Origin of the sequence: Paracoccus stylophorae (genome assembly GCF_028553765.1) — a bacterium.
Classification (GTDB): domain Bacteria; phylum Pseudomonadota; class Alphaproteobacteria; order Rhodobacterales; family Rhodobacteraceae; genus Paracoccus; species Paracoccus stylophorae.
On sequence record NZ_CP067134.1, the window covers coordinates 786,779 to 813,692 of the forward strand.

The 26,914-nt window shown below is 66.6% G+C and carries 25 protein-coding genes; 16 read left to right on the forward strand and 9 right to left on the reverse strand.

What is annotated here, in order from left to right:
* Positions 1-33: 33 nt before the first annotated feature.
* Positions 34-498 carry a MarR family winged helix-turn-helix transcriptional regulator gene (locus JHW45_RS03910; RefSeq protein WP_272859645.1) on the forward strand — a complete coding sequence of 155 codons (465 nt, stop codon included), beginning with the start codon at positions 34-36 and terminating at the stop codon, positions 496-498.
* A 261-nt stretch (positions 499-759) separates the two neighbouring features.
* Here JHW45_RS03910 and JHW45_RS03915 read toward each other — a convergent pair whose 3' ends face one another.
* The 3 genes from JHW45_RS03915 to JHW45_RS03925 form a co-directional block, all read right to left on the reverse strand.
* Entirely contained in the window at positions 760-1,032 is a 273-nt protein-coding gene (locus tag JHW45_RS03915) for a hypothetical protein (RefSeq protein ID WP_272859646.1), read from the reverse strand.
* A 30-nt stretch (positions 1,033-1,062) separates the two neighbouring features.
* Positions 1,063-1,332, reverse strand: coding sequence for a UBP-type zinc finger domain-containing protein (locus tag JHW45_RS03920; protein ID WP_272859647.1), 270 nt, complete (start codon positions 1,330-1,332; stop codon positions 1,063-1,065).
* A gap of 141 nt (positions 1,333-1,473) precedes the next feature.
* On the reverse strand, positions 1,474-3,345 hold the full coding sequence (locus JHW45_RS03925) for a heavy metal translocating P-type ATPase (RefSeq protein ID WP_272860529.1): 1,872 nt from the start codon (positions 3,343-3,345) through the stop codon (positions 1,474-1,476).
* Positions 3,346-3,498: 153 nt separating this feature from the next.
* Between JHW45_RS03925 and JHW45_RS03930 the strand changes: the two genes are divergently transcribed.
* Both JHW45_RS03930 and JHW45_RS03935 read left to right on the forward strand, forming a co-directional pair.
* Entirely contained in the window at positions 3,499-4,167 is a 669-nt protein-coding gene (locus JHW45_RS03930) for a DUF924 family protein (protein ID WP_272859648.1), read from the forward strand.
* Between the two features lie 140 nt (positions 4,168-4,307).
* Positions 4,308-5,243 (forward strand): nitrilase-related carbon-nitrogen hydrolase, encoded by a 936-nt coding sequence (locus JHW45_RS03935; RefSeq protein WP_272859649.1) that lies wholly within the window; start codon positions 4,308-4,310, stop codon positions 5,241-5,243.
* 17 nt (positions 5,244-5,260) lie between these two features.
* Here the strand turns inward: JHW45_RS03935 and JHW45_RS03940 are convergent, their stop codons facing one another.
* On the reverse strand, positions 5,261-6,067 hold the full coding sequence (locus tag JHW45_RS03940) for an extracellular catalytic domain type 1 short-chain-length polyhydroxyalkanoate depolymerase (protein ID WP_272859650.1): 807 nt from the start codon (positions 6,065-6,067) through the stop codon (positions 5,261-5,263).
* Positions 6,068-6,116: 49 nt separating this feature from the next.
* On the opposite strand from JHW45_RS03940, the gene JHW45_RS03945 reads away from it, so the two are divergent.
* The 11 genes from JHW45_RS03945 (at position 6,117) to JHW45_RS03995 (ending at position 20,066) form a co-directional block, all read left to right on the forward strand.
* Complete coding sequence (locus JHW45_RS03945; RefSeq protein WP_272859651.1) at positions 6,117-6,434, forward strand: hypothetical protein; 318 nt, start codon at positions 6,117-6,119, stop codon at positions 6,432-6,434.
* A gap of 308 nt (positions 6,435-6,742) precedes the next feature.
* Positions 6,743-7,732 carry an agmatinase gene (speB, locus tag JHW45_RS03950; protein WP_272860530.1) on the forward strand — a complete coding sequence of 330 codons (990 nt, stop codon included), beginning with the start codon at positions 6,743-6,745 and terminating at the stop codon, positions 7,730-7,732.
* Positions 7,729-9,105, forward strand: coding sequence for a YjiH family protein (locus JHW45_RS03955; protein WP_272859652.1), 1,377 nt, complete (start codon positions 7,729-7,731; stop codon positions 9,103-9,105). The genes speB and JHW45_RS03955 overlap by 4 nt, the downstream gene beginning before the upstream one ends.
* Before the next feature lie 11 nt (positions 9,106-9,116).
* Positions 9,117-9,533: a universal stress protein gene (locus JHW45_RS03960; RefSeq protein WP_272859653.1), complete on the forward strand. Its 417-nt coding sequence runs from the start codon at positions 9,117-9,119 to the stop codon at positions 9,531-9,533.
* 3 nt (positions 9,534-9,536) lie between these two features.
* On the forward strand, positions 9,537-11,129 hold the full coding sequence (locus JHW45_RS03965) for a 5-guanidino-2-oxopentanoate decarboxylase (RefSeq protein WP_272859654.1): 1,593 nt from the start codon (positions 9,537-9,539) through the stop codon (positions 11,127-11,129).
* Complete coding sequence (locus JHW45_RS03970; protein ID WP_272859655.1) at positions 11,123-12,580, forward strand: aldehyde dehydrogenase family protein; 1,458 nt, start codon at positions 11,123-11,125, stop codon at positions 12,578-12,580. The genes JHW45_RS03965 and JHW45_RS03970 overlap by 7 nt, the downstream gene beginning before the upstream one ends.
* A 178-nt stretch (positions 12,581-12,758) precedes the next feature.
* Positions 12,759-14,033, forward strand: a complete 1,275-nt coding sequence (locus JHW45_RS03975; protein ID WP_272859656.1) for an efflux RND transporter periplasmic adaptor subunit — start codon at positions 12,759-12,761, stop codon at positions 14,031-14,033.
* Complete coding sequence (locus JHW45_RS03980) at positions 14,030-17,161, forward strand: efflux RND transporter permease subunit (RefSeq protein WP_272859657.1); 3,132 nt, start codon at positions 14,030-14,032, stop codon at positions 17,159-17,161. Before JHW45_RS03975 ends, JHW45_RS03980 begins: the two co-directional genes overlap by 4 nt.
* A 79-nt stretch (positions 17,162-17,240) precedes the next feature.
* Positions 17,241-18,335: an HlyD family secretion protein gene (locus JHW45_RS03985; RefSeq protein WP_272859658.1), complete on the forward strand. Its 1,095-nt coding sequence runs from the start codon at positions 17,241-17,243 to the stop codon at positions 18,333-18,335.
* Between the two features lie 8 nt (positions 18,336-18,343).
* Positions 18,344-19,393, forward strand: coding sequence for an FUSC family protein (locus tag JHW45_RS03990; protein WP_272859659.1), 1,050 nt, complete (start codon positions 18,344-18,346; stop codon positions 19,391-19,393).
* 190 nt (positions 19,394-19,583) lie between these two features.
* On the forward strand, positions 19,584-20,066 hold the full coding sequence (locus tag JHW45_RS03995) for a phasin family protein (RefSeq protein WP_272859660.1): 483 nt from the start codon (positions 19,584-19,586) through the stop codon (positions 20,064-20,066).
* A 120-nt stretch (positions 20,067-20,186) separates the two neighbouring features.
* On the opposite strand, the gene JHW45_RS04000 is transcribed toward JHW45_RS03995, so the two are convergent.
* Genes JHW45_RS04000 through JHW45_RS04010 form a run of 3 tightly spaced genes read right to left on the reverse strand, consistent with a single transcriptional unit; the run spans position 20,187 to position 23,461 of the window.
* The gene (locus JHW45_RS04000) at positions 20,187-20,939 is read right to left on the reverse strand and encodes a hypothetical protein (protein WP_272859661.1); all 753 of its coding nucleotides are present in this window, start codon (positions 20,937-20,939) and stop codon (positions 20,187-20,189) included.
* A 45-nt stretch (positions 20,940-20,984) separates the two neighbouring features.
* A complete protein-coding gene (locus JHW45_RS04005) occupies positions 20,985-22,073 on the reverse strand; it encodes an alkene reductase (protein ID WP_272859662.1) in 1,089 nt (362 codons plus the stop codon).
* A complete protein-coding gene (locus JHW45_RS04010) occupies positions 22,070-23,461 on the reverse strand; it encodes an NAD-dependent succinate-semialdehyde dehydrogenase (RefSeq protein ID WP_272859663.1) in 1,392 nt (463 codons plus the stop codon). Before JHW45_RS04010 ends, JHW45_RS04005 begins: the two co-directional genes overlap by 4 nt.
* 154 nt (positions 23,462-23,615) lie before the next feature.
* Between JHW45_RS04010 and JHW45_RS04015 the strand changes: the two genes are divergently transcribed.
* Positions 23,616-24,077, forward strand: coding sequence for a MarR family winged helix-turn-helix transcriptional regulator (locus JHW45_RS04015; RefSeq protein WP_272859664.1), 462 nt, complete (start codon positions 23,616-23,618; stop codon positions 24,075-24,077).
* A 31-nt stretch (positions 24,078-24,108) separates the two neighbouring features.
* Positions 24,109-24,708, forward strand: coding sequence for a class I SAM-dependent methyltransferase (locus JHW45_RS04020; protein WP_272859665.1), 600 nt, complete (start codon positions 24,109-24,111; stop codon positions 24,706-24,708).
* Here JHW45_RS04020 and JHW45_RS04025 read toward each other — a convergent pair.
* Both JHW45_RS04025 and JHW45_RS04030 read right to left on the reverse strand, forming a co-directional pair.
* Positions 24,705-25,616 (reverse strand): carbohydrate kinase family protein, encoded by a 912-nt coding sequence (locus JHW45_RS04025; RefSeq protein WP_272859666.1) that lies wholly within the window; start codon positions 25,614-25,616, stop codon positions 24,705-24,707. The two genes, JHW45_RS04020 and JHW45_RS04025, sit on opposite strands and share 4 nt — an antisense overlap.
* A complete protein-coding gene (locus tag JHW45_RS04030; RefSeq protein ID WP_272859667.1) occupies positions 25,613-26,911 on the reverse strand; it encodes a TFIIB-type zinc ribbon-containing protein in 1,299 nt (432 codons plus the stop codon). Before JHW45_RS04030 ends, JHW45_RS04025 begins: the two co-directional genes overlap by 4 nt.
* Positions 26,912-26,914: the final 3 nt, after the last annotated feature.

Below are 26,914 nucleotides of genomic sequence, written 5' to 3' on the forward strand. Positions count from 1 at the left end.
GCTATTGCGGCGCGCGGCGTTAAAGCTGTGCTGATGACCAAGATATACGATCTTCCCGGCCACCAGATCCGGCGCCTGCACCAGATTTCGGTCGCGCTTTTCGCCGCGCAGACCAAGGCGGCGGGTTTCGACCTGACGCCGGTGCAGTATGGCACGCTGTCGACCGTGCGCGATCATCCCGGCATCGACCAGGCGACACTGGCCGGCCTGATCGCCCATGACCGGGTCACCATCGGCGGGGTGATCTCGCGGCTGGAGGCGAGGGGGTATCTGACCAGAACGGTGCGCAAGGACGATCGCCGGGCCCGCAGCCTGACCCTGACCGAGCGCGGCGAATCCCTGCTGAAAACGATCCAGCCGGCGATCCGCGCGACGCAGGACCAGATGATGGCCCCGCTGAACGAGGATGAGCGCGCCGAATTCATGCGCCTGATCGGACGCCTGACCGAGACGGGAAACCGCTTCAGCCGCGCCCCTTACGAGAATTGCATGGAATAGATCGGTGCGCGGCATTGCGGAGCCGACCGATCTGCCGCCTCGCGCCGGCTGCCGCGAACGCGACGTCCTCTGCGCATCCTTTCGTCACGCTGCGACGCAGATGTTCCGGCGCATCGCCGAACGCCCGGATCGCGTCACCGCGAGGAAAGGCTATGGTGCGCCTGGCGCGATACCGGGGGCGCTTTGCGCGGCACAATCGCGCAGCGCCTGCAACCCCCGATCATCCGCGTCTTCGTCACGCCCGCCCATGACGATTGCGCCTCAGTCGACCGGCGGCCGCGACCGCACGACGCGGTCTTCCTCGTCATGCGCGGTCCTGATCGCGTCCCGGGCGTCCTGGGGCAGGGCGTCGACGTCCAGAACCACCTTGCCGTCATGGACCGAGGCGATCTGTTCCGCGTCGATCCGCTGATCGCCGAATCCTTCGATGTAGATCACGATATGATCGTCGGAAACGTCCCGCACGGCGCCGATGCCGACGGCCCCTTCGCGGGCAAACACTTCCCATTCGCGCCTGATATTGGACATCTTCATTCTTGGTGCTTCCTTGTGTTCAGGGTCGGATCATTTCACGAGTTCATCGTCGATGAAGCAATAGGACCAGATTTCCCGTGGCTCCATGGACGATATGATCGGATGCTGCGACGTCTCCCAGTGTTTTCGCGCATGGCGGTTCGGGGAACTGTCGCAACAGCCGACATGTCCGCAGGTGCGGCAGATGCGCAGATGCACCCAGCTTGACCCCGTTTCGACACATTCCGGACACACCGCCCCCTCCTTGTCGCCCTCGGACGGGCGCGGGATCGTCATCATGTTCTTGTGCGTGCAGGTCACGAAAGCTCCTCCGAAGGTCAGGTTCGATCCGACCGTGCCACATATCGCGGCACGGGTCCAAGTTAAGCGCAGAGGAGGCATCCGGTTCCCTCGCTCCGGCAAGGGGAACAGCGGCGGGCGGTTTCCTGACCCCGTGAAACGTCACCTGTCAGGAACAAAGGCGGGTGCGCGCAGCAGGCGCAGGCCGTTCAGAACCACCAGCACCGTGCCGCCCTCGTGGCCGATCACGGCCAGCGGCAGGGGCAGGTCGAAGAACAGACCGCCGGTGACCAGCACGACCATGGCGCCCATGGCGAAGATCAGGTTCTGGCGGATGATCGTCGCGGTTCGCCGCGCCAGCCGGTGCGCCGCCGCAAGCTGCGTCATGTCTTCGGACAAAAGCGCGACATCGGCGGCCTGAAGCGCGACCTCGGACCCCGCAGCACCCATCGCGATCCCCACATCCGCACGCGCCAGCGCCGCCGCATCGTTGACCCCGTCGCCCACGAAGGCGACCTTGCCGCCGGTCGCAAGCTGACCGACCATGCGCACCTTGTCCTCGGCCAGCAGATCGGCATGGACCCGGTCCGGCTGAAAGCCCAGCTCCGCGCCGATCCGCACCGCGACCGGCCGGCGGTCGCCGGTCATCATCACGATCCGCGTGACGCCGCTGTCGCGAAGGGCCGACAGCGCCGGCGCCGAACTTTCGCGGACCCGATCGGCAAGGCTGACCGCGCCTAACACGCGGTCGTCGCGTCCGAAATAAATGACCGTCTCGGTATCATCGGCCAGCGCCCGCAGGGCCGGATCGTCGATTGCCGCCCCCATCCGTGCGGCGATGCGCGCGTTCCCGGCCCACAGCGTGCCGCCGTCCGCGTTCCCCGTGATCCCCTCGCTTGGCAGGGCGGTCACGTTGCGCACCTCGACGGGGGCGATGTCGCGGCGCGCGGCCTCCTGCCGGATCGCGGTGGCGCTGTGATGTTCCGACTGCGCCTCCAGCCCGGCCAGCAGGGACAGGAACCGCGCCTCGTTCCCGTCAAGCGCGACCACATTGGTGACCGAGGCCTTGCCGGTGGTCAGCGTTCCGGTCTTGTCGAAGGCAAAAGCGTCGATGGCCGCAAGGGTTTCCAGCGCCGCGCCGCCCTTGAACAGCACGCCCTTGCGGGCGGCGGCCGACAGGGCCGACAGGATCGCGGCGGGGACCGAGATCACGATGGCGCAGGGGCTGGCCGCGACCAGCAGCACGGCTGCGCGATACAGCGCCTCGTGCCAGTCGCCCTCGATCCAGCGAAAGACCGCGAAGGCCAGGACCGCGCCCAGCAGGACCGCGACCGTGTATCGCTGGCCGAACCATTCGCTGAAGCGTTCCGAGGGCGCCTTGGCCGCCTGCGCCTCGGTCACCAGCGCGATCATCTGCGCGACGGTGCTGTCGGCGACGGTTTTCGTGACGGTGGCGTCCAGCACCCCGTCCAGGTTCACCGTCGCCTCGAAGATCATGTCGCCCTGCTGCTTGGTGACGGGCATGGATTCGCCGGTGATGTTGGCCTCGTCCAGCGCGCCGCGTCCGGCGGCGATCACCGCGTCGGTGGGCACCCGCGCGCCGGGCCGCAGCACGAAGATGTCGCCCACCTCAAGCGCCGCGACGGGGATTTCGTTCACGTGGCCGTCGGGTGCCTTGCGCAAGGCCGTCTCGGGTCGCAGGGCCATCAGCGCCTCGACCGCGCGGCGCGCCCTTCCAAGCGCACGATCCTCCAGCGTGGTCGAGACGCTGAACAGCGTCAGCAGCACCGCACCTTCAAAGGGCGCGCCGACCGCCGCGGCGGCAATGGCGGCCACCACCATCAGCAGGTCGATATCCAGAACGCGGTCCCGCCACAGCGCAATCAGCGCCCGCCACGCCGCAGGCAGGCCGCCGGCCAGATACACAAGCACCAGACCGGCGTTCGACGCCCGGTCGGCGGTCACGCCCTGCATCGGCCAAAGCCCAAGCGTCGCGATGACCATCCCGAGGACCGTGAGGGCCGTCAGCATCATCCCCCGATCCACGGCGCGCAGTTTTTTCACATCGTCCACCCGGTGTCGCAACAGGAACGTGACCGTTACCATGCCCCTGCCATCGGTTGCCAGCCGGGCGGTTTGCATCCGCGACCGGAACGAGAGAGCATGAAGCGGAGGGGAGGCAGCAGCATGGACGAAAAACCCGGCGGCAAACCATGGCAAGAGGTTCTTGCGTTCTGGTTCCCCGAAGGCCGCGCGCTTGACATCGACGCGGACGCTCACAAGGCGCACTGGTTCTGGCGCATGCGTGGCGGCGCGCATGACGATGTCATCCGGCGCTTCGCGGACCTCACGGCAACGGCGGCCGCCGGCGGTCTGGCGTCCTGGGAGTCCGATCCCGAAGGGCGGCTTGCGCTTGTCGTCGTGCTGGATCAGTTCTCGCGGTCGGTCTGGCAGGGCAGCGCCCGCGCCTTTGCGCAGGACAAGGCGGCACTGGCGCTGACGATGGAAGGACTGTCGAACGGCCATTATACGGCCTTGCCGACGCCGTGGTTCAAGGTCGTGTATGGTTTGCCGCTTGGCCATTGCGAGGGGGCGGACCACCTTGCCCGCCTCGATCTGCTGATCCGGCTGCGCGAGGAGATCGCGGCCGAGGCGCCGGAGGATCTGCAACCGATCTATCGGTCGCTGGTCAGGCAGGCGCGCGACGTGAGACGGGTGATAAAGGCGTTCGGCCGCCACCCCCACCGCAACCGCGTGCTGGGCCGCCTCTCGACCCCCGAGGAAGAAGCCTATCTGGAACGCGGCGATTTCCCGCATCTTCGCGCGTTCAATGGCAGGGATGGCGGGAAGGATTAGCGGTTCTCATCGCCTGCACCTTGTTGCCGCGTCCGCCGGACAGGAACGCGACCCGCAAATATTAATCGGCGCTGCCCTGTTATCCGCGTCAATCGGCGTTATCTGCGGGGGGACCGCATCCGGTTCAGGACAGGAAAATCATGGAACATGTCTCAATCGACCTGTGGGCCGCCAATCTTGAACCGGTGGTGCCGGATCTGCCGACCTGGCTGGCCGGTCTGGAGGCGCGGGTCGCGCAGACGCGGGCGCGGGGCGGACATATGCTGGTCCTTCCGGAATTCGCCTGCGCGCAATGGCTCAGCTTTGCACCGGCGGACATGCCCGCAGACCAGACAATGGGCTGGCTGTTCGAAACCGGACAGATCGCGCTGGATGCGATTGCCCTGATGGCCGCGAAACATCAGGTGTCGATCCTGGCCGGAACCATCCCGTTCAAGGCCGAACCGGTGGATGGCGTTCCCGCCTATTTCAACCGCGCATGGCTGCTGACGCCCGACGGTGCGCGCCACAGCCAGGACAAGCTGAGCCTGACGCCGCTTGAGGCGCAGGGGGTCGGCGGCATCACCGTTCCCGGCGAGACGATCAATGTCATCCAGTGGAACGGGCTGCGGATCGCGATGATCATCTGCCTCGACAGCGAATTCACCGATCTGTGGTCGCGGCTGGGCAAGCTTGATCTGGATCTGGTCATTGTTCCCGCCAAGACCGACATGATCACCGGCTATAACAGGGTGTTCGCCTGCGCGCGGGCGCGCGCGATCGAGTTGCAGACCGTCGTCTGCGTCCTGGGCGCCGTCGGCGCGCCTCTGGGCGTTCCCTCGACGGATACGGGCGTGGGCGGCGCCAGCGTCTTCCTGCCCTGCGACGTGGCGGTTTCGCTGGACGGCATTTACGCCACCATCGCGCCCCAGACCGCCGCGATGATGACCGATCACGTGCTGGTCGCCGCCGATATCCCGGTCGGCGTGTGCCGCAGGCTGCGGAACGGCCATGCCGAGGCGGAAATCTGTCCGGCAAGCTGGGATGCGGGGCATCTGACCGTCATTGACCCCGGCGCTGCGGCACAGGTGGCGTGACGATTGGGCCGCCGGCGTCAGGCCAGCGCCTGACGCCATTTTTTCGTGGTGCGATGGCGCAGGAAAAAACGCACCATCTCGCGCGAGGCATCGGGACCGGCCGGATCGGTATAGCTGCCGGCTGAATGCCCGCCGGACCAGGCATGTCCCGATCCGTGGACGACCCATTGTTCGACATAGGGACGCCCCCGTCCCACGCGGTGCACGATCCGCGTGAACTCGCGCCCTCCTGGGATGCGGCCGGTCTTTTCCGCCCGGTCCAGACGGGCATAGGGTTCAAGCGCCCGCAGCGCCACGAAACGACCGTTGCGCGGGCTGACGGTTCTGTCGGAATCGCCGTGAAAGACGATGGTCGGCAGCTGAATCCTGTGCGGCAGGCCGGGATTGCCGCTTTGCATCGCAATGGGGGCGGATGCGGCATCGTAAGCCGCGCCCACCGCCAGACCGGAATGCACGCCGGCGGCGGCGAATATGTCGGGATATGACGTGGCAAGGACCAGCGCCGCCGAGGCGCCCGCCGACAGACCGGCCACATAGACCCGGGCCGGATCGACATTGTGGTCCGCGATGATGCGGCGCGTCAGACCTGCCAATAAGGCAGGCTCGCCCGCGTCGCGCGCCTGATCGCCGCGCCGATACCAGTTCCAGCACCCGTAATGATGCGATGCGCGGGCCTGGGACGGATACAGAACCAGAAACCCGAACTCTTCCGCCAGCGTGTTCATGCCGGTGCCGCGCGCAAAATCCAGCGAGGATTGCCCGCACCCGTGAAGCATCACGATCAGCGGCAGCGGGTCCGGCGCTGTTCTGGCGACGGCAGGCACATAAAGCCTGTAGGAGCGCGCGCCGAATTCGCTGTCAAAGGTGCCGCTTGTGAACGCCGATCCGCGCGGCCGCGTCGATCGGGATCGCGACGTGGCGGGAACGGCCGGCTTGCGATCTGCGCGTGGCGTGCTGTCCTTTGGCGTCTTCTTGCGCGGCCGGGCAGGGGCCTTCGCGGCCGCCTTGGCCGCAGCGGGCTTTGGGGCCGCCTTGGCGGATTTCGGCTTTCTTGTCTTCTTTGCAGGCTTGGCTGGCGTCAGCACGGCGCCCCAGGCATTGGTCACCGCCGAGATCGTTGCACGCCGAAGCTTTCGGGTCGCCTTCGCGCGGGTGCGCCTGAACGGGGCAAGCATCGGACCTCAAATCTGATAAAGAAACAGCAGGATATTCCGCCCGCAACCGGACCCGCCAAACGCGGAGGATGCGAACCGCTTTCATGTAAGCCTCGCCGGCGGACATGCAAGCCATCCCGGCATCCAGACCCTTGGCTGTCGTGGGTTTACGCCCCGTCAAACCCGTGTGCGCCGAAAGCCCGCCACAACAGCCCCCGCGCGCAGCCTGCCGCCGCGCGGTGCCGCAAACCGAAGCGTCGCAACCCAAGGGCGATGACGGCCTCGATTGACGCCGCGTCGTTTTCTCGACAGGCTGCAACCCAAGGGCCACGAAAAAGATCGGAAATCGCGATGTTCAATCAACCCATGTCCGGAAACGACATGCCGCGCTTTGCAGGGCCCGGCACGATGATGCGTCTGCCCGCCGCCAGCGATGCCAAGGGGCTGGACGCCTGTTTCGTGGGTATCCCGATGGATATCGGCACGTCGCACCGGTCGGGGACACGGTTCGGGCCGCGTCAGATCCGGGCGGAATCGACGATGCTGCGGCCCTACAACATGTGGACCAAGATCTCGCCCTTCGACCGGATGCAGGTGGCCGATATCGGCGACATCGCCACCAATCCCTTCGATCTGCTGGACAGCATCGCCATCATCGAACGCGCCTATGACGATATCCTGTCGCATGGCGCCATCCCCCTGGGGCTGGGCGGCGATCATACGCTGGCCCTGCCGGTCCTGCGGGCGATGGCGAAGAAGCACGGGCCGGTCGGCCTGATCCATGTGGATGCGCATGCCGATGTAAACCCGCAGATGTTCGGCCGGGACATCGCGCATGGCACACCCTTCCGCCGCGCCGTCGAAGAGGGGTTGCTGGATTGCAAGCGCGTGGTGCAGATCGGCCTGCGCGGCACCGGCTATGACGACAGCGATTTCGACTGGCCGCGCGAGCAGGGGTTCCGCGTGGTTCAGGCCGAGGAATGCTGGCACAAATCGCTCAGCCCGCTGATGGCCGAGGTGCGCGAACAGATGGGCGACGGCCCGGTGTATCTCAGCTATGACATCGACAGTCTCGATCCGGGCATCGCGCCGGGCACCGGCACGCTGGAGGTCGGCGGATTGACGACCCATCAGGCGCTTGAGATCATTCGCGGCGCCGCCGGCCTGAATCTGGTCGGCGGGGATCTGGTCGAGGTCTCGCCCCCCTACGATCAGGCCGGCACGACAGCGCTGATCGCGGCGAACCTGCTGTACGAGATGCTGTGCGTGCTGCCCCAGGCACAGGGAAAGGCCGCGCAAGACAAGGAAGCACATCGCAAGGGTGACGTTTCATGAGCGGGGCCGGGCGCGGCAACCCGGCCGCCGATCCGGCGGATCGCTCGACCGGCAACTGGCTGAAATTCGTCATCCCCTCGGCGCTTGGCGCGGCGCTGTTCCTGCTGCCGGTGCCGGGGGCCGAGACATGGACGATCCCCTTCGGGGTGATGATCGACTGGCTGAACGCGAATTTCGCCGCCCTGCTGCGATGGACGCTGGTCGCCGTGACCGTGACGTCGGGCCTGCTGACGCTGTGGTACAGCTATGGCCCCGGCACGCCCAGGACGCCGCTGATGATCCAGTATTTCCGCACCGGGCCGGTCTGGGTGCTGCTGCGCTGTCTGGGGGCGGTGTTCACGGTGCTGTACACGACCGGGGCGGGGCCGGAATGGATCACCTCGGGCGCGACCGGCGGGACGGTCGTCGGATCGCTGATGGTCAATCTTCTGGCGCTGTTTGCGCTGGCGTCGTTCGGTCTGCCGCTGCTGTCGGATTACGGGTTCATGGAATTCGTGGGCGCGCTGCTGTCGCGGGCGTTCCGGGTCCTGTTCCAGTTGCCTGGGCGTTCGGCCATTGACGGTCTGGCCTCGTGGCTGGGGGCGGCGCCGTTGGGGGTGATGCTGACGGTCCAGCAATACGACAAGGGCGTCTATACCACGCGCGAGGCGGCGACGGTCGCCACCACCTTCTCCATCGTCTCGATCCCGTTCTGCTATGTCATCGCCAGCCTGGTGGGACTGGCGGATGTGTTCTTCGCCTTCTACGGCTGCGTCTTCGCCATCGGGTTCGTCTGCGCGCTGATCCTGCCGCGGATTCCGCCGCTGACCTGGCTGCCCACCGACTACAAGCCCGGCACCTCGAACCACGTCGATGACACCGTGCACGAGGGCGAATCGCTTGTGCAGGCCGGAACGCGCCTCGGGCTTGCCCGCGCCCGCACCGCGCCGAACTTTCCCGATTTCATCAAAAGCGGGTTCGAGAACCTGGTCTTCATGTGGTTCTCTCTGGTGCCCGCGACGGTCGCCATCGCGATGATGGCGCTGGTGACGGTGGAATACACGCCCGTGTTCCAGTGGCTGTCCATGCCGTTCGTGCCGATCCTTGAATGGGCCGGCGTGGACGAGGCAAGGGCAGCGGCGCCATCGCTGGTCGTCGGGTTCGCGGACATGTATCTGCCCGCCCTGATCGGCAAAAGCATCGAAAGCCAGGAAACCCGCTTTCTGGTGGCGATCCTGTCCGTCTCGCAGCTGATCTACATGTCCGAGGTCGGGGCGATCCTGCTGCGCGCCAATCTGGGGCTGAATATCGGCCATCTGGCGATGATCTTTGTCATCCGCACCATCATCGCGACGCCTCTGGCGATCATTCTGGCCAAATACGTCGTGTTTTGAGGAAGAACAGCATGTCCAGCGAAACCGTGCTTGTGCCGATCGATGTCAGTGTCGATCACGACCGCAGCCGCATGTTCGACGAGGTCGCCGGAAGTGCCGCAAGGGGCGCACGGGTCGTGCTGATGACGGTGGTGCCCGAGGTCTATCTGCCCACCACCACCGACGCCAAGGGCATGATCAGGGCGATGATGGACCATGCCGCCACGCGGCTGGCCGATGTGGCGGCCAGCGCGCCGTTCGACGTGGACCAGCAGATCGTCAGATACGGTCCCGTCGCGCCCGGCATCATCGACGTCGCCGCCGAGATTGACGCGACCCTGATCGTCATCAACGCGCGTTCGCGGGAAAAAGCCGCCTATCTTCTGGGGTCGGTGGCGTCGCGGGTGGCCAACCACGCCCGCTGTTCCGTTCATGTAGTAAGGGCCTGACATATGCCGACATTGGGTGAAGTGCTGCCGCGTCTGCTGCAGGATATGGGGATCGACACGGTGTTCGGCATCCCCGGCGTCCACACCGTCGAACTTTATCGCGGATTGCCCGCCACGAATCTGCGCCACATCACGCCGCGCCACGAACAGGGGGCGGGGTTCATGGCCGACGGCTATGCCCGCGTCACCGGGCGGCCGGCTGCCTGTTTCATCATCTCGGGCCCCGGCATGACCAATATCGCCACCGCGATGGGGCAAGCCTATGCCGACAGCATCCCGATGCTGGTGATCTCGTCCGTCCTCAACCGCGACGAGATCGGGCGCGGCGAAGGCCGGCTGCACGAACTGAAAGACCAGTCCGCCACCGCCGAGGGTGTCGCCGCCTGGAGCCATACGGTCATGTCGCCCGCCGATCTGCCCGCGGTGCTGGATCGCGCCGCGGCCACCTTCAACAGCGCGCGGCCCCGGCCCGTGCATATCGAACTGCCCCTTGACGTGATCGTGGCCGAGGCCGGCGATCTGGCGCTGGCGCCATCCGTTCCGCGCCGTCCCGCGCCGGACGCCGCAGCCATCGCGCAGGCGGCCGACATGCTGCGCGGCGCTGAACGCCCGCTGATGATCGTGGGCGGCGGCGCCTCGGGCGCGGCCGAGGCGGTGTCGCGGCTGGTTGCGGCCTTGGGTGCGCCGGTGGTGCCCACGATCAACGCCAAGGGCATCCTGCCGCCGGATCATCCGCTGCTGGTGGGCAGCCTGCTGCCGCAGCGCACGATCCTGGACGAACTGGCCGCAGCCGATGTGGTGCTGGCCATCGGGACCGAGCTGGGCGAGACGGATACGCTGCTGATGGGCGGCTATCCGCAGATCGGCGGCGCGCTGATCCGCATCGACATCGAGGCCGAACAACTGACCCGCAACGCCGCCGCGACGCTTGGCATCGTGTCGGACGCCGGCGCTGCGGCCACGGCGCTGGCGGATGCGTTGCAGGGGCCGGCCCGTCAGGATGGCGCCAGCCGCACCAGCACGCTGCGCGAAGCCGGGCTGAAGGACATCGATCCGGCCTATGCCGCCCATGGCCGCATCCTGACTCGCCTGTCGAACGAGTTTCCGGGCCTGATCGTCGCGGGCGATTCCACCCAGCCCGTCTATGGCGCCAACCTGACCTATGACGCGCCGCAGCCGCGATCCTATTTCAATTCCTCCACCGGTTTTGGCACATTGGGCTACGGGCTGCCCGCCGCCTCGGGCGCCAGGCTGGCCTGTCCGGATCGTCCGGTCGTGTCGCTGATCGGGGACGGGGCGTTCCAGTTCACCCTGCCCGAACTGGCCACGGCAATCGAGCTTGCTCTGCCCCTGCCGATCCTGCTGTGGAACAATCGCGGTTACGGCGAGATCAAGACCTATATGGCCGAACGCCAGATTCCGCAGATCGGGGTCGACATCTACACCCCGGATTTCCAGACCATCGCCAAGGGGTTCGGCGCAAAGGCCATCCACGTCCACAGTCTGGACGCCTTGGTGGACGCGCTTGCGACCGCCTTTGCGGCGGACGGCCCGACCGTCATCGAACTGGACGACAAGGAGGCCCGGACATGGTGAAGCCCCCCGAACATCTGGTCCGCCGCGACCGTCCGCTGTTCATCGACGGCGCGTGGCATGCGGGTGAAGGCGACGACACCATCGAGGTCGTCGATCCGTGCCGGGGCGACAGCTTTGCCACACTCGGCACCGCGTCGGCCGCGCAGATCGAAACCGCCGCCAAGGCCGCCGACCGCGCCTTTCACGACTGGCGGCACAGCAGCGGGAAACGGCGGGCCGAATTGCTGAGCGGGATCGCCGATGGCCTCGCCGCGCGGCGGGAAGGGCTGATATCGCTGCAAATGCTCAATAACGGCAAGCCGCGGCCCGAGGCAGAGATTGACCTGTCGGATGCCGAGGCGTGTTTCCGATACTATGCCGACCTGGCCCGCGACCTGGACGAGGTGCCAGCGCCCGAAAGGATGAGCGATCCCGACTGGCTGGGCCTGCGCCGGTCCGCGCCCATCGGGCCGGTGGGCATGATCGTGCCGTGGAATTTCCCCTTGGTGACAAGTGCCTGGAAACTGGCACCGGCACTGGCTGCCGGGTGCACTGCGGTGCTGAAAGTATCCGAAATGACGCCGCTGGCCGAACTGGTCTATGGCGATATCGCGTCCGAGATCGGCCTGCCGCCCGGCGTGCTGAACATCGTCACCGGGTTTGCGGGGGCGGGGCAGGCGATCACATCCGATCCGCATTTCCGCAAATTCTCGTTCACCGGATCGAACGCGGTCGGCGCGATGGTGATGGCGGCGGCGGCAAAGCGCACCGTTCCCGTCTCGCTTGAACTTGGCGGAAAATCCCCCATCGTCGTCACGTCGGACGCCGATCTGGATCAGGCGGTCGAACTGATCGCGGGCGGGATCTTTTTCAACTGCGGACAGATGTGTTCGGCGACCTCGCGGCTGATCGTCGAGAACGGGATCGCCGACCGCCTGCTTGACGCCCTGGTTGCGGCGGCGGAATCGCTGAAGATCGGCGCGCCGGACAGCGCCGAGATGGGACCGATCACCACCCGCCCGCAATACGACCAGATCGAGCGGCATCTGGCGCGCGCCAGATCGCAGGATGTGCGCTGCCTGACCGGCGGCGCGTTGATTGAGGACCTTCCGGGATATTTCGTGCAACCGACGATCTACGACGATGTGGACCGCGACAGCTTTCTGTGGCGGGACGAGTTGTTCGGGCCGATCCTGTCGGTCCGCCGCTTCACCGGCGACGATCAGGCGGTCGAGTTGGCCAACGATACCGCGTTCGGCCTTGTCGGCACCGTCGTCAGCGGCGATCCGGATCGCGCCGCCCGCCTGGGCGACAGGATCGACGCCGGACATGTCTGGATCAACGCCCCTCAGATCATCCTGCCCGACAGCCTGTGGGGCGGCTTCAGGGCCAGCGGGATCGGACGCGAACTGGGCCGCGCGGGTCTGGAGTCGTATCGCGAACAGAAGATCCTGACGCTGCCTGCGGAGTAGGCCGGTTCTCGCCATGATCCGGCTGGCTTGACGTCATGCCCCGCCCGACCTACCTGCCGAAGGTCGGGCAGGGGCGCATACGCGCATCCTGCAAGACTGGGTCCGCGACGCCTGAGACCCCATATGCACAGCCGGTGCCGCAGACGGACCGCGCGCCCGTCCGCAAGGAGATCAGACGATGAACCAGACGCCGGCTGACGAACCCAGGCCGCTGACATTCGAAAGCGACAAGGGGTCGACCAGATCGCGATGGGTGGCGGGCGGCCTTGCGCTGGCCATCGCCGGCTGGATGGGCAGCGGCTATGTTCTGCCCTCCGACGATGCCACGCAGCAGCCCGTCCGATCCGCCGCGCGCAAGCCCGTCACCGTCGCCGTGCGCCATTCCGTGGCCGAGCAGGTCGAACAGGTCTTCGTGGCGGAAGGGCAGGCGTTGCCGGACCGCGATACGCCGATCCGGGCCGAGACATCGGGCAAGATCGCCGAGGTGCTGGTCGCCAAGGGCGACGATCTGGACGCCGGGCAGGTGATCGCGCGGTTCGACACCTCGGCCCGCCAGTCCGATCTGGCCCGCGCCACGGAAGAGCTGAACCGCGCGCAGCGCGAATTCGACAATGCCAGCGCACTGGTCGAGCGTGGCGTGGCGACGGTGGACCGGCTGGCGCAGGCGCGCGCAAGCCTGGCCGCGGCCGAGGCCGGCGTGACCGCGGCCCAGGAGGCGCTGCGCGACACCGAAATCCGCGCGCCTTTCGCAGGGCGGCTTGAAGCGCTGGACATCGACGCCGGCGAATTCGTGTCGTTGGGCGCCGATGTCGGTCGGATCGTGGACAACACGCCGCTGACGATCCGCATCCAGATCCCGCAGCAGGCGCTGCGCGACATCAAGGTCGGCCAGACCGCCGAGGTGGATTTCATCACCGGCGAGACCGGGACCGGCAAGGTCCAGTTCGTCGGCACCAGTGCCGATGCCGAAACCCGCACCTTTCTGGCCGAGATCGAGGTTCCGAACGCCGATCGCAGCATCCCGGCCGGGATCAGCGCGCAGCTGCGCATCCCGACGGGCACGCAGACCGCGCATTTCGTCTCGCCCGCGATCCTGTCGCTGGACACGGATGGCACGTTGGGGATCAAGACGGTGAACGGCGACAATGTGGTGGAATTCCACAAGATCGCGATTGTCCGCGCCCAGACCGACGGGATCTGGGTGTCGGGCCTGCCCGATGAGGCGCAGATCATCTCGATCGGTCAGGGCTTCGTCAACGATGGCGAAACGGTCGATCCGCAGCCAGAGGGGGATGGCGACGACGGCCTGTCCTCGCCCCAGCCCCCGGTTCCCGGCGCGCCCGAGGCCACGGCACCCGCGCAGCCGGGCGGACAGATCATCGCGACCACGCCGGACGGGGACATGCCCCTGGAAGGGCCCGCCGATGACGGCGGGCGGAAGGCGATCCGATGAACGGCCTGATCGACGCCGCCTTCAGCCGCAGCCGCGTCGTGGTCATGACCCTGGTGATGATCATGGTCGTGGGCGCCTATGCCTATGTGACGATCCCCAAGGAAAGCGCACCCGAGATCCCGATCCCGATCTTCTATGTCTCGACCACGCTGGACGGCATCTCTCCCGCCGATTCCGAACGTCTGCTGGTCGAACCGCTGGAGACCGAGCTGAGCGCGATCGAGGGGCTGAAGGAGATGACCGGCCATGCCGGCGAAGGCTATGCCAGCGTCCAGCTTGAGTTCGAGCCGGGTTTCGATTCCGAAGCCGCGCTGGACAAGGTCAGGGAGGGCGTGGACCGCGCGACCCCCGAACTGCCCGAAGACGCCACCGATCCGGTCGTGACCGAGATCAACACCGCGCTTTTCCCGATCCTGACGGTCATCCTGTCCGGCCCCGTCCCCGAGCGCACGCTGAACACCCTGACCGAAGAATTGTCCGACCGGATCGAGGGCCTGACCGGCGTGCTGGAGGTCGATGTCGGCGGCGCGCGCGACGAACTGCTTGAGGTGCTGATCGACCCCACCGTGTTCGAGACCTACAATATCAGCTTCGAAGAGCTGATCGGCCAGATCAACCGCAACAACCGGCTGATCGCGGCCGGCGCGATCGAGAACGGCGCGGGCCGCATCGTGCTGAAAGTGCCGGGGCTGATCGAGGATATCGGCGATGTCATGGCCCTGCCGGTGAAGGTGCGCGGCGACACGGTCGTGACCTTCGGCGACGTCGCCACCATCCGCCGCACCTTCGAGGACCCCACCGGGTTCGCGCGCATCGACGGCCAGCCCGCGCTGGCGCTGGAGGTCAAGAAGCGGTCCGGTTCCAACATCATCGAGACCGTGGCCGCGGTGCGCGGCCTGATCGAGGCGGCACAGGCCGACTGGCCCGACAGCGTGACCATCGACTATATGCAGGACGAAAGCGAGCAGGTGGAAACCATGCTCAGCGATCTTGAGGCGAACGTGATCGCCGCGGTGATCCTGGTGATGATCGTGATCGTCTGGGCGTTGGGCATCCGGTCGGCCCTGCTGGTCGGGCTGGCGATTCCGGGGGCGTTTCTGGCGGGCGTCACGGCGCTGCTGTTCATGGGCTATACCATGAACCTCGTCGTGCTGTTCTCGCTGATCCTGGTCGTGGGGATGCTGGTCGATGGCGCCATCGTCACCACCGAACTGGCCGACCGCCGGTTGCAGGCGGGCGACGCGCCCAAGGCCGCCTATGCCTTTGCCGCAAAACGCATGGCATGGCCGATCATCGCCTCCACCGCGACGACGCTGTCGGTCTTTTTCCCGCTGCTGTTCTGGTCCGGCACGGTGGGCGAGTTCATGAAGTTCCTGCCGATCACCGTCATCCTGACGCTGACCGCGTCGCTGTTCATGGCGCTTGTCTTCATCCCGGTGGTGGGCGGCATCATCGGCAAGAAGCCGCCGCAATCGGCCAGGGACAAGGCCACGCTGCACGCCGCCGAACGGGGCGATCCGCGCGACCTGACGGGGTTCACCGGCGCCTATATCAAGGTGCTGCAATTCGCGATCCTGCGGCCGTGGGCGACGTTGCTGATGGCGATTTCGTTCCTGCTGGCGGGGTTCGGCGCCTATGGGCAATTCGGCAACGGCATCAGCTTTTTTCCGTCGGTCGAACCGGAATTCGCGCAGGTGCAGGTCCGCGCCAGCGACAATTTCTCGATCTTCGAAAAGGACGCCCTGGTGCGCCGGGTCGAGGAACGCCTGTTCGAATACGACGAGATCGCGTCGGTCTATGCCCGTTCGGGCAGTTCCAATCAGGATGCGGCGGACCTGATCGGCACCATCCAGCTTGAACTGACGGAATGGGACACGCGCCGCCCCGCCGCCATCATCGCCGAGGATATCCGCGCCGACATGGCGACCATTCCGGGCATCGACGTCCAGGTCGAAACCGCCTCGTCCGGCCCCTCGGCCGGGAAACCGATCAACCTGCGCGTCCGCGCCCGCGACCCGCAGGATCAGCAGGCCGCCGTCGAACGCATTCGCGCCGCGATGGACGAGATCGGCGGCTTTACCGATGTCACCGACACGCGGCCGCTGCCCGGCGTCGAATGGCGCATCACCGTCAACCGGTCCGAGGCCGCGCGTTTCGGTGCCGATGTCTCGTCCCTGGGTCAGGCGGTGCAGTTGCTGACGCGCGGCATCACCGTGGCCGATTATCGCCCAAGCGACGCGGACGGCACCGTCGATATCAATGTGCGCTTTCCGGCCGACGAACGCACGCTGGAAGAGCTTCAGTCGCTGCGCGTTCCGACCTCGGCCGGGCTGGTCCCGATCTCGAACTTCGTGACCTTCGCGCCCAGCCCGCGCAGCGGCACCATCACCCGCGTCGATCAGCGCCGCGTCATCACCATCGAGGCGAACGTGGCCCCCGGCGTGCTGGTCAACGATCAGGTCGTCGCGCTGCAATCGGCCATCGACAAGATGGACCTGCCCGACAGCGTCGAGGCGACCTTCGCCGGCGAGGCGCAGGACCAGACCGATGCCATGACCTTCCTTGTCGGCGCGTTCGTGACGGCGATCTTCCTGATGTTCGTGATCCTGGTGATCCAGTTCAACAGCTTCTATCAGGCCTTCATCGTGATGAGCGCCATCGTCTTTTCTATCGCCGGGGTTCTTTTCGGCCTGATCGTGACCGGCCGTCCCTTCGGCGTCGTCATGGGCGGAATCGGGGTGATCGCGCTGGCCGGGATCGTGGTGAACAACAACATCGTGCTGATCGACACCTATAACGACCTGAAGAAGGCCGGCCTGTCGCCGCTGGAGTCCGCGCTGCGCACCGGGGCACAGCGTCTGCGGCCGGTGGTCCTGACATCGGTGACCACGGCCCTGGGGCTGATGCCGATGGTGATCGGGGTGAACCTGAACTTCTTCACGCGCGAAATCGTCTATGGCGCGCCATCGACGCAATGGTGGACGGAACTCAGTTCCGCCATTGCGGGCGGACTTCTGATCGCCACGGTGCTGACGCTGATCGTGACGCCCGCCATGCTGATGCTGGGCGAAAAACGGTCACGGCGGGCGCAGCCTTCGGCGGACCTCGCCACCCGGCAGCCGGCATGAACGCCCACCCTTGCACGATTGCCGCACACGGACGATCATCCGACCGGCGCCAATGACACAGCCAAGCGAGGGACCGCAGATGAATGCCGATCAGGCGACGCCGCCCGCCAGGAATCCCGCCGCCAGGATCGCGGTCGTCGTGGTCATCCTGCTGCTGGCGATGGTCGTCGTCTATGCGCTGATGGACCGCATGGCACCGTCCTCGTCGCGCGGGATCGTGTCGGCCGCGGTGGTGCAGATCGCGCCCCGCGTCTCGGGCGAGGTGATCGAGGTCATGGTCGAAGACGACGCGGTCGTGCAGGCGGGCGATCCGCTGTTCCGGCTGGATACGCGGCCCTTCGATCTGGCCCTGGCGCAGGCCGAGGCGAACCTGACCTCGACGGCACAGGAAATCGACGCCTCGTCGGCCTCGCTGGTCGCGGCGCAGGCGGCGGTGACGCAGGCGCGCACGGCACTTGAGACGACGCGCGCCGAGGCGGAGCGGACATTCCGGCTGGAGGAACGCGGGATCGCCGCCGCGGCGCGCGGCGACACCGCCCGCGGACAGGTGGCCGATGCCGAAGCGCGGCTGGCCACGGCCGAGGCGAATCTGGAAAGCGCGCGCCGGCAGCTTGGCCCGGAGGGCGCGGACAATCCCGCCATCCTTGCCGCGCAGGCGCAGCTGGAACGGGCGCAATACGATCTGGCCTCGACCACGGTCCGCGCCCCGCATTTCGGTGTGGTCACGAATGTCTCGCTGTCCGAGGGGCAGTTCATCGCCGCCGGCAACCCGGCGCTGACCTTCATCGACGCGCAGGCGGCATGGGTGACGGTCGATCTGCGCGAGAACCAGTTGCAGCGCGTCGAGCCGGGCGATCCGGTGCATCTGCTGTTCGACGCCGCGCCGGGCCGGATCTTCGAAGGCCGTGTGCAAAGCATCGCCTGGGGTATCGATACCGGGCGCAACGATCAGGGCGGGCTGGTCGTGAACCAGCCTTCGAACCGCTGGTTCGAACCGGCCCGGCGCATCCCGGTGCGGATCGAACTGAACGGGGGTCTGGACGCGTGGCCGCGGAAGGTGCGGGTGGGCGGCAAGGTCCACGCCGTCGTCTTCACCGAAGGCACGAACAATCCGCTGGCATGGCTGGGACGCGGGCTTCAGCGCGCCCGGTCCGTCGCCAGCTATCTGCATTAGCGCCGCCGATGTATGTCACCCCGCGCCCCGACGTGAACGAAGACCCGCTTTACGCGGTGCGGCTTGGGCTGACCGGGGCGCTGGCATATGCGGCGATCCCGCTGATCGACCCCGCGCTGCCGCCCATCGTCGCGGCCCTGCCCGTCGGCCTGATCGCGGCGCAGCGAAAGGCGTTCAACCCGGTCCGGGTGCTGGCCGCGCCGGTCGTCATGATCGTGCTGGTCTATGCGATGACATGGTTCGTCGAACAGTTGCGGCCCATGCCCGCCGTCTATGTGGGGGCGATGTGGCTGACCTATTTCGTGGCGTTCCGCATGATCCTCAGGACCGGGGCGCCGGTGGGCATGTTGCTGATCATCGTGGCGGTGCTGATGTCGGTGATGGGAATGCACGGCAGCGCCACGGTCGAGGCGCTGCGCGACGGCTTCGTGCAGGCGGCCCTGGTGGCGGGGATTCTGGGGCCGCTCGTCTATCTGCTGGTGCCGGCGCGGACGCGGGAAATCCATGTTGACGACCCGCAGCCCACGCCGGGCAGCATCGACACGGGCGCCGCGATCCGCGCGACGGTGCTTCTGGGCCTCAGCTTCTGGCTTTATTCGGTCATGCAGCCGTCGGACATGATGATGGCGATGGTCGCGGCGATGGTGATCGTCTTTCCGACCCGCACGGCGGTCTGGTCCGAGGCCGCCCAACGCGTGCGCGCCACGCTGTACGGCACGACGATCGCGCTTGGCACGCTGTATCTGTTCATCTTCTCGCAGCACCTGCCGGTCCTGCTGGGGCTGATCTTTCTGGGCGGGCTTTACCTGGGCAGCAAGATGCTGAGCGGGCCGCATCCCAGCATGGTCTATCAGTATGCGTTTTCGGTCGCGCTGTCGCTGATCGCGGGGGCGCTGTCCACGCAGGACGCGGCCTATGCCAGCTTCACCCGCATCGTCCTGACGCTTGCCGGCGCGTTCACGGCAGCGGCCGCCGTGGCCTTCCTGGATCAGCTGACCAACTGGCGCGGCAGCGACGCCCCGCACCCGGCCTTCGCGTCGGACAAGACAAGAGCCTGAGACGCGCCGGTTCCGGGGCAGGGCGGGCGATGTGCCCGGAAAAGTGCCCGCCATTGCATGGGGGCTACGTCCTGACACCTCTGCCACCAAGGACAACCGAAAATTTCTGCACCGCAGCACTTGTAATTCTGCACCGCAGCATTATATTGAACCGTATCAGATAACCAATCCTCCAGAAGGGAGTTTCGATATGGCCACGCAGAAGACGAAATCCGCCACCGACACCATGCAATCCGCTGCTCATCAGATGCAGAGCATGTTCAACGCCCAGGGCTACCAGAACGTCCTTCGGACTTGGGCCGGCATGAATGAGCGCATGACCTCGATCTTTGTCGATGCCGGAACCCGCTCTATCGATATCATGAGCGAGAAGACCAAGGAAGCGCTGTCCAATCTGCGCGACGTCACGCAGGTTCGCGACGAGGCCGCCGAATACACCCAGGCCTACAGCGACTTTGCCCAGAAGCAGATGAACCTGGTGAAAAGCCTGGCGCAGGAAGTCGGCGAAGTGACGCAGCAGGCCGGCAACGAGACGAAGGACCTGGCCACCAGCGCCGGTCAGGAGCTGAACGAGAAGATCAGCGAAAACGTCAAGGACGCGACCGACAAGGCGACCGCCCGCGTCGAGGAAGCGGCCGACAAAGCCGGTTCGACGGCCCGCAAGGCTTCGTAAGCTTTCGGACTGACAGTGTAACAAGTAGCCGGACGGCGGGACCCATCGGGGTCCCGCCGTTTTTTTGTCTGCGCTTCCCGGTTGCGCGTCCGGCGCATCATAAGCCGCCTTCAGCCTGCGTCACGTCGCAAGCTTGCGCCGCGTCCTGCTGACGGTGTCGCGCAGGGCTTTTGAAAATTCGCCCGGCTTGAACCGGCTGATCGCGGAATGGGCGGCGCACAGCGTGCGCGTGCCCGCCCAGTCGGTGGCGATGCGCTCGGCCCAGTCGCAGAACCGCGCGCCCGCGTCGGGCGTATCGTGCAGCGCCTTTTTCAGCGTGGGGTGGAACGCGATCCGCGGCACCGGCAGCAGCTTGCGCAGCGTTTCGGGCAGCGGCAGGACGTTGAACGTATCGTCGACATGCAACGATCCGCTGGCAGGATGAAACACCAGCAAAGAGCCCGCGTGAACCGATTCGTCCTTGCTGATATAGTCGATCCCCTCGGGCAGCGAGAATGACAGTTCCGGATAGCGCGCGGCGACGGCGCCGCTTTCCACCAGGTCCGGCGACCAGCCGACGTCTGGCACCTTCTGCGCGTGACGCGCCGACCCGTAAAACGTCGCGTCGGGAAAATCGCGCGCCATCTGCGCGCAGTGCAGCGTGTGGAACGGATGGAGGTTCAACACCGCCTCGACCGCGCGTCCCTGATCGGTCAGGTCCATCACGCGCTCGCGGATCTTTCCTGTCAGGGTATAGCTGTCCAGAAAGACGAACCGCCCCTCGGCCAGTCTGACCAGCGAACACTGGGTGCCGACATTCAGGACGCCCCCTATCCGCAGATCGCCGCGGATGTTCCAGAATTCATCGCTGAGTTGGACGATCTTTTCAGCCATGGGCCGGCTCCTTTCGGTCAGGGTGATGCGCCATGCGCACGGGCCTCAGCGATCCAGAAACGGATAGTCGGTATATCCCGCCGCACCGCCGCCATAGAACGTGTCCTGATCCGGATGGTTCAGCGGCGCGCCACGGCGGAACCGTTCTGGCAGGTCCGGGTTGGCGATGAAGGGGCGTCCGAAGGAAATGGCATCGGCGTCACCGGCGCCGATTGCCTCGGCCGCCGATGCGCCGTCATAGCCGCCATTTCCGATATAGACGCCATCGAACCGCTTGCGCAGCCGCTTCAGCATCGCCCGTTCCTCGCCCGAGGTGTCGGCGGATACGAAGCCTTCGACGAAATGCAGATAGGCCAGGTTGCGCTGCGACAGCATGTCGATCACCGCGCCGAACAGGGTTTCGGGATCGCTGTCGGTCATGTCGTTGGCCTGCCCTAGGGGCGACAGCCGCACGCCGACGCGGGACGGATCAAAGACATCCGACACCCGGTCCAGCACCTCGGACAGCAGGCGCATCCGGTTTTCCGTCGGGCCGCCATAGTCGTCGTCGCGGCGGTTCACCCCGTCCTGAAGGAACTGGTCCAGAAGATAGCCGTTCGCGCCGTGAATCTCGACCCCGTCGAACCCGGCGTCGCGCGCGAACCGCGCCGCGGTGGCGAACTCGTCCAGCGTGCGCGCGATGTCCTCGGCACTCATCGCGACCGGCGGCGAACACTCCTCGAACCCGTTGCGGGTAAAGGTCTTCGCGTTGGCAGGCACGGCGCTGGACGACAGCGGCCGCGCGCCGTCGGGCAACAGCGAGACATGGCTGATCCGGCCGACATGCCACAATTGCAGAGCGATGCACCCGCCGGCGGCGTGAACCGCCTCGACGATGCGTGCCCAGGCATCGGCATGTTTGCGGCTGTGGATGCCCGGCGTGTCGATATAGCCCTTGCCCATCGGGCTGATCTGCGTCGCCTCGCTGACGATCAGCCCGGCGCTGGCGCGCTGCGCGTAATAGGTTTCAGCCATCTCGTGCGGCGTGCCGTCGGGATGCGCGCGGTTGCGCGTCAGCGGCGCCATCAGCACCCGGTTGGCCAGCGCCAGATCGCCCGCGCGCAGCGGCTGGAACAGGATCGAGGTGTCGGTCATGCGTCCGCCTTCTTGTCCATCACATAGATCGATTTGGCGTTGACGAATTCCTTCATGCCAAAGCCGCCATGTTCGCGCCCATAGCCGGAATTCTTCACCCCGCCGAACGGCATGTTCGGGATGGCGATGTTGAACCCGTTCAACGAGATCATGCCGGTGTCGAACCGTTCGGCCGCCAGTTTCCGGGCGCGATCCTCGTCGCGCGAAAAGATGCCGCCGCCCAGGCCATAGCGGCTGTCATTGGCGATGCGCATGGCATCCTCGTCATCCTCGGCCCGGATGATCGAGGCGACGGGGCCGAACAACTCATCGTCATAGGCGGGCTGGCCGGGTTTCACATCGACCAGAACGGTGGCGGGATAATACGCGCCCTTGCGGTCGGGCACCTTGCCGCCCACCACGACCCGCGCGCCCTTTTCGACGCTTTCCTCGACCTGCGCGGCCAGCTTGTCGCGCAGATCGTCGCGCGCCATCGGGCCAAGCCGGGTCGCGTCTTCGGTCGGATCGCCCATCTCGATGGCGCCCATCCGTTCGGCATAGCGTTCGACGAAGGCATCGTAATTCCTGGCCGTGACGATGAAACGCTTGCCGTTCACGCAGGTCTGGCCGTTGTTATAGATGCGCGCGGCGACGCAGGCCTTGACCGCCGCGTCGATATCGGCGTCGTCCAGCACGATATAGGCGTCGTTCGACCCCAACTCCAGAACGGTCTTCTTCAGCTGCTCGGCCGCCTTCTTGCTGACCGTGCGCCCGGCCTTGTCGCTGCCCGTCAGGGTCACGCCGCGCACCAGATCGTCCTCGATCACCAGATCCGACTGGTCGTGGTCGATCAGCAGAACGGTGAACAGGTTCCTGGGCAGGCCCGCGCGTTCCATCAGATCGCGCAGGAACAGCCCCGATCCGGTGCAGTTCTCGGCATGCTTCAAAAGCACGCCGTTGCCGGCCATCAGATTGGCAATGGCATAGCGCACGGCCTGATAGCAGGGAAAGTTCCACGGCTGGATGCCATAGATGACGCCCAGAGGCGCGTAATGCACGACGCCGGTGCCGCCGGGAATGTCGCGTTCCTCGTCGGCCAGCGCCTTCGGCCCGTTCTCGGCGGTGAAGTTGCAGATCTGGGCGCACAGATCGATCTCGTCGCGGCTGTCGCCGATAAGCTTGCCAACCTCGCGCGTCATCAGCTGCGCGAATTCTTCCTTGCTGTTCTGAAGCTCTTGCCCGATGGCGCGGATGATGCTGGCGCGGTTTTCGACCGGTTGCAGCCGCCAGTCCAGAAACGCCTCGTGGCAGGCGCGCACGGCGTCGCGCATCTGATCGTTGGTCATCAGGGTATAGGTTTCCAGCGTCTCTTCGGTCGCTGGATTGATGGTGGTGATCTGGCCGGACATGAACGTCTCCGCAATATATGTAAAATAATTCTGACGGGGTAACGTCTGCCGCGCGACCGGGTTCCTTGTGCGCAATCATGTTGTGTGCAATCCTTCGTGGAAGGCAAAAAATCGGCCGCGAACAGGCTGCGCCGATTTCCGACAGGTGACGCCGTTGACCGATGCGACGAACGATCTTGCGCTGGACCGGCAGCTTTGCTTTCCGCTTTACGCGGCATCGAACCTTGTCGGGCGGCTTTATCGCCCGGTGCTTGGCCCACTTGGCCTGACCTATCCGCAATATCTGGTGATGCTGGTCCTGTGGGAAACATCGCCGCAATGCATCGGCGATCTGGGCCGCAAGCTGCATCTGGACAGCGGAACGCTGACGCCGCTTGTCCGGCGGCTGGTGGCGTCGGGCATGGTCAGCCGCCGGCGCGACCCGGACGACGACCGGCGCGTGCTGGTCGGGCTGACCGACAAGGGGCGCGATCTGCGGCAGGCGGCTGCGGATATCCCGCGTTTGCTTGTGGCCGGGCTGGCGATCAGCCCCGACGATCTGGCGCATCTGCGCGATGAGGTGCAGAAGCTGGTCCGGGTCCTGACCGCCCCGGACGAGGCGACGGCGCCGGAATGATCGCAACTTCTGGACAGGGGCGAGGGTCTTCATGGATTGGAATGCGCAATTGGCGGGCAGCGATTTCCGCTATGGCCGGGAACCGGCCGCGTTCGTGCGCACGTGGATGGGCGATCTGCACCGGGGCGCGCACGTCCTGACCATCGCCGAGGGCGAGGGCCGCAACGCCGTCTGGCTGGCCGAGCAGGGGTATCGGGTCACGGCGGTCGAACCGACGGCCAGCGGCCGCGACAAGGCGCTTGGCCTGGCCGCGCAGCGGGGCGTGACGCTGGACTGGCGGTCGCAGAGGCTCGAGGCGTTCGACTGGCCCACGTCGTCCTTCGACGCCGCGCTTGGCTGTTTCTTTCAGTTCGCCCCGCCCACATTCCGCGCCCGGATCCTGTCCGGGCTGGGCGATTGCGTCCGACCGGGCGGTCAGGTCTTTCTGCACGGGTTCAGCACGCGCCAGTTGGGCAATTCCTCGGGCGGGCCGAAGGTGCGGGACCAGCTTTGGACGGTGCCGGACATTCTGGCGGCCTTTCCCGGCTGGCACGTCCTGCGGGCCGAGGATTACGACGCCGTTCTGGACGAGGGCGAGGGGCATGCCGGTCCGGCGGCACTGGTCGATGTGATCGTGCGCAAGCCCGGTTAGGGCTGCATCTCGTGTGCCCACGGCGGATCGGCGCCCGGACGCGAGACGGTGATCGCCGCGGCGCGGGCGCCAAGCGTCAGGGCGGCGCGAAGCTGGTCTGCAGTGATCGTGTCGAGCTCCGCCTTGCTCAGCACACCCTGTCGGCGCAGGCTGGTCAGAACGCCGGCGTTGAACGTATCCCCCGCGCCGATCGTGTCGGCGACCGTCGTGCGGATCGCGGGTGCGGCGACGGTGCCGCCCGACCAATACGCCCGCGCCCCCGCCGCGCCGCCGGTGTGCAGCACGATCCGCGGACCCAGATCGCGCAGCCTGCGCGCGCCCTCGTCGGGGTCGACGCCGGGATACAGCCAGTCCAGATCGTCAGCCGACAGCTTGACGATATCGGTCATCGGCAGCAGCCGGTTCAGCCTTGCCCGAAACGCAACTGCATCGGGGATGAAGACGGGGCGGATATTGGGGTCGATCATCACCGGCAGATTTTCGTGGTGGCGCGCGGTCAGCGCCTCGATGGCCGCGCCGCAGGGGTCGGGCACAAGGCTGATGCCGCCGATGAACAGCGCCTCGATCCGCGCGGGCAGGTCGGGCAGATCGTCGGGCGACAGCATCCGCCCCGCCGAGCCCTCGTCATAAAAGGAATATCGCGCCTCGCCCCCCTCAAGCACGACCACCGCCAGCGTCGTCAGCCGGTCCGAACGCGGGCACAGCGTCGTGTCCACCCCCGCCTGCGCCAGCGGCGCCAGCAGCATGTCGCCAAAGGCGTCGCGGCTGATCGGCCACAGATAGGCGGTCGGCTCGCCCAGCCTGCCAAGGGCAATCGCGGTGTTATAGACCGCACCGCCCGAACGCGGCGTGAACCCGCCATTTGCCGGCACCATGTCGATCAGCGATTCGCCCGCGCACAGGATCATTCATGTCCCCGCAAGATCGCGCCGCCCTGCGCCGCGACCGGCGCATCGGCCAGCCGCAGCCCGTGCGGCGCGGTCGATCCAAGCTTGATGTGGCCCTGTGCCTGGGCGAAATACAGGAACACCGCCAGTGCCGCCAACGCCGCCAGAACCGCGGCGGCGATCTTCCAGACCGACCACGGGCGTTCGCCCTGCACGCGCCCGGACTGGCCGTTGACCAGAAAGCGATAGCTTTTGCCGTTGTAGCGATAGGCGGCGGTCCAGACCGGCAGCAGGATATGCTTGAACGTCTCGTCGCTGAAATCGGTGCGGATCTGCTGGACGCGCTGTTCGTCGCCGCCGATGTCGCGGCGCGCATCGTTCAGGATCACGCCCGCCATTTCCTGTCGCGCGGTGGCGTGGCCCTGCGCCAGCGGGATGGTATAGCCCTCGGCCTCGAAACCGACCAGATAATCGGGCCGATAGGGGCGCAGATGCGACAGGTCCCACGGCGTCAGCCCGTCGGTAAAGCGACGCGGCAGCGACGCCGCCGCCAGCACCAGGACATCGTTAAAATCGCGCGCGATCCGGCCGCTGGCAGGTCGCCAGCGGATGCGCCGCACCTGCTGCGCCACGCGCTGACGCCGTCCGTTGATCTCGCGCGTGACGTGCACGGTCTCGTAATAGGCATCGCCGCGCTGACCCGAATAGTCCGACCGCGTGCGCGCGTCGAAGGTCCAGTAGGGGGAATAGACACCGCGCAGCTTTCGCCCCCGCCGCGCATAGGCGCGCAAGCCCGACGGCGCGAACCACAGTCGGCCCAGCCATTCCTCCATCGCGCTGCGCGCCTGTCGTTCGGTCAGAACGAAGGGCAGGACACCTTGCGGCTTGATGCGGCGCGACGTGCCGGTATCGGTGACGACCGGCGTGGCGCAGAACGGGCAGGCGGTGGCGTGGCTGTCGCCCGACATCTCGATCAGCGCGCCGCAATTGGGGCAGGACAGGGTGCGGATGTCCTGCGCGATGGCGGACCCGGCATCCAGCCGCAGCCCCTGTTCCAGCGGGATCTCGGTCAGGTCGGGCGCCTTGTGGCCGGCGTCCCATTGCAGCGCGCGGCCGGTCGACGGATCGGCCAGTATCGCCGCCTCGCCGTCGGGGCCGCCCTGCGGCTGCCGCGCCGGTGCACGCGCGGCGCCGTCGCCGATGCGCTGGCGGTGCCCGCAATAGTCGCAGACAAGCTGGTGCTGACCGGGCTGGAAACGCAGGCTCGCGCCGCAATTCTCGCAAGGATAGCGGTATTCGGTCGGCGGGGTGGGCATCCC

Coding starts and splice junctions, on each gene's coding strand:
- JHW45_RS04020 (WP_272859665.1), top strand. CDS start 24,109: ATGGATTGGAATGCGCAATTGGCGGGCAGCGATTTCCGCTATGGCCGG.
- JHW45_RS04025 (WP_272859666.1), bottom strand. CDS start 25,616: ATGATCCTGTGCGCGGGCGAATCGCTGATCGACATGGTGCCGGCAAAT.
- JHW45_RS03915 (WP_272859646.1), bottom strand. CDS start 1,032: ATGAAGATGTCCAATATCAGGCGCGAATGGGAAGTGTTTGCCCGCGAA.
- JHW45_RS04005 (WP_272859662.1), bottom strand. CDS start 22,073: ATGACCGACACCTCGATCCTGTTCCAGCCGCTGCGCGCGGGCGATCTG.
- JHW45_RS03970 (WP_272859655.1), top strand. CDS start 11,123: ATGGTGAAGCCCCCCGAACATCTGGTCCGCCGCGACCGTCCGCTGTTC.
- JHW45_RS03935 (WP_272859649.1), top strand. CDS start 4,308: ATGGAACATGTCTCAATCGACCTGTGGGCCGCCAATCTTGAACCGGTG.
- JHW45_RS03910 (WP_272859645.1), top strand. CDS start 34: ATGACCAAGATATACGATCTTCCCGGCCACCAGATCCGGCGCCTGCAC.
- JHW45_RS03965 (WP_272859654.1), top strand. CDS start 9,537: ATGCCGACATTGGGTGAAGTGCTGCCGCGTCTGCTGCAGGATATGGGG.
- JHW45_RS03985 (WP_272859658.1), top strand. CDS start 17,241: ATGAATGCCGATCAGGCGACGCCGCCCGCCAGGAATCCCGCCGCCAGG.
- JHW45_RS04000 (WP_272859661.1), bottom strand. CDS start 20,939: ATGGCTGAAAAGATCGTCCAACTCAGCGATGAATTCTGGAACATCCGC.
- JHW45_RS03990 (WP_272859659.1), top strand. CDS start 18,344: ATGTATGTCACCCCGCGCCCCGACGTGAACGAAGACCCGCTTTACGCG.
- JHW45_RS03925 (WP_272860529.1), bottom strand. CDS start 3,345: ATGATGCTGACGGCCCTCACGGTCCTCGGGATGGTCATCGCGACGCTT.
- JHW45_RS03930 (WP_272859648.1), top strand. CDS start 3,499: ATGGACGAAAAACCCGGCGGCAAACCATGGCAAGAGGTTCTTGCGTTC.
- JHW45_RS03955 (WP_272859652.1), top strand. CDS start 7,729: ATGAGCGGGGCCGGGCGCGGCAACCCGGCCGCCGATCCGGCGGATCGC.
- JHW45_RS03975 (WP_272859656.1), top strand. CDS start 12,759: ATGAACCAGACGCCGGCTGACGAACCCAGGCCGCTGACATTCGAAAGC.
- JHW45_RS03995 (WP_272859660.1), top strand. CDS start 19,584: ATGGCCACGCAGAAGACGAAATCCGCCACCGACACCATGCAATCCGCT.
- JHW45_RS04030 (WP_272859667.1), bottom strand. CDS start 26,911: ATGCCCACCCCGCCGACCGAATACCGCTATCCTTGCGAGAATTGCGGC.
- JHW45_RS03980 (WP_272859657.1), top strand. CDS start 14,030: ATGAACGGCCTGATCGACGCCGCCTTCAGCCGCAGCCGCGTCGTGGTC.
- JHW45_RS03960 (WP_272859653.1), top strand. CDS start 9,117: ATGTCCAGCGAAACCGTGCTTGTGCCGATCGATGTCAGTGTCGATCAC.
- JHW45_RS04010 (WP_272859663.1), bottom strand. CDS start 23,461: ATGTCCGGCCAGATCACCACCATCAATCCAGCGACCGAAGAGACGCTG.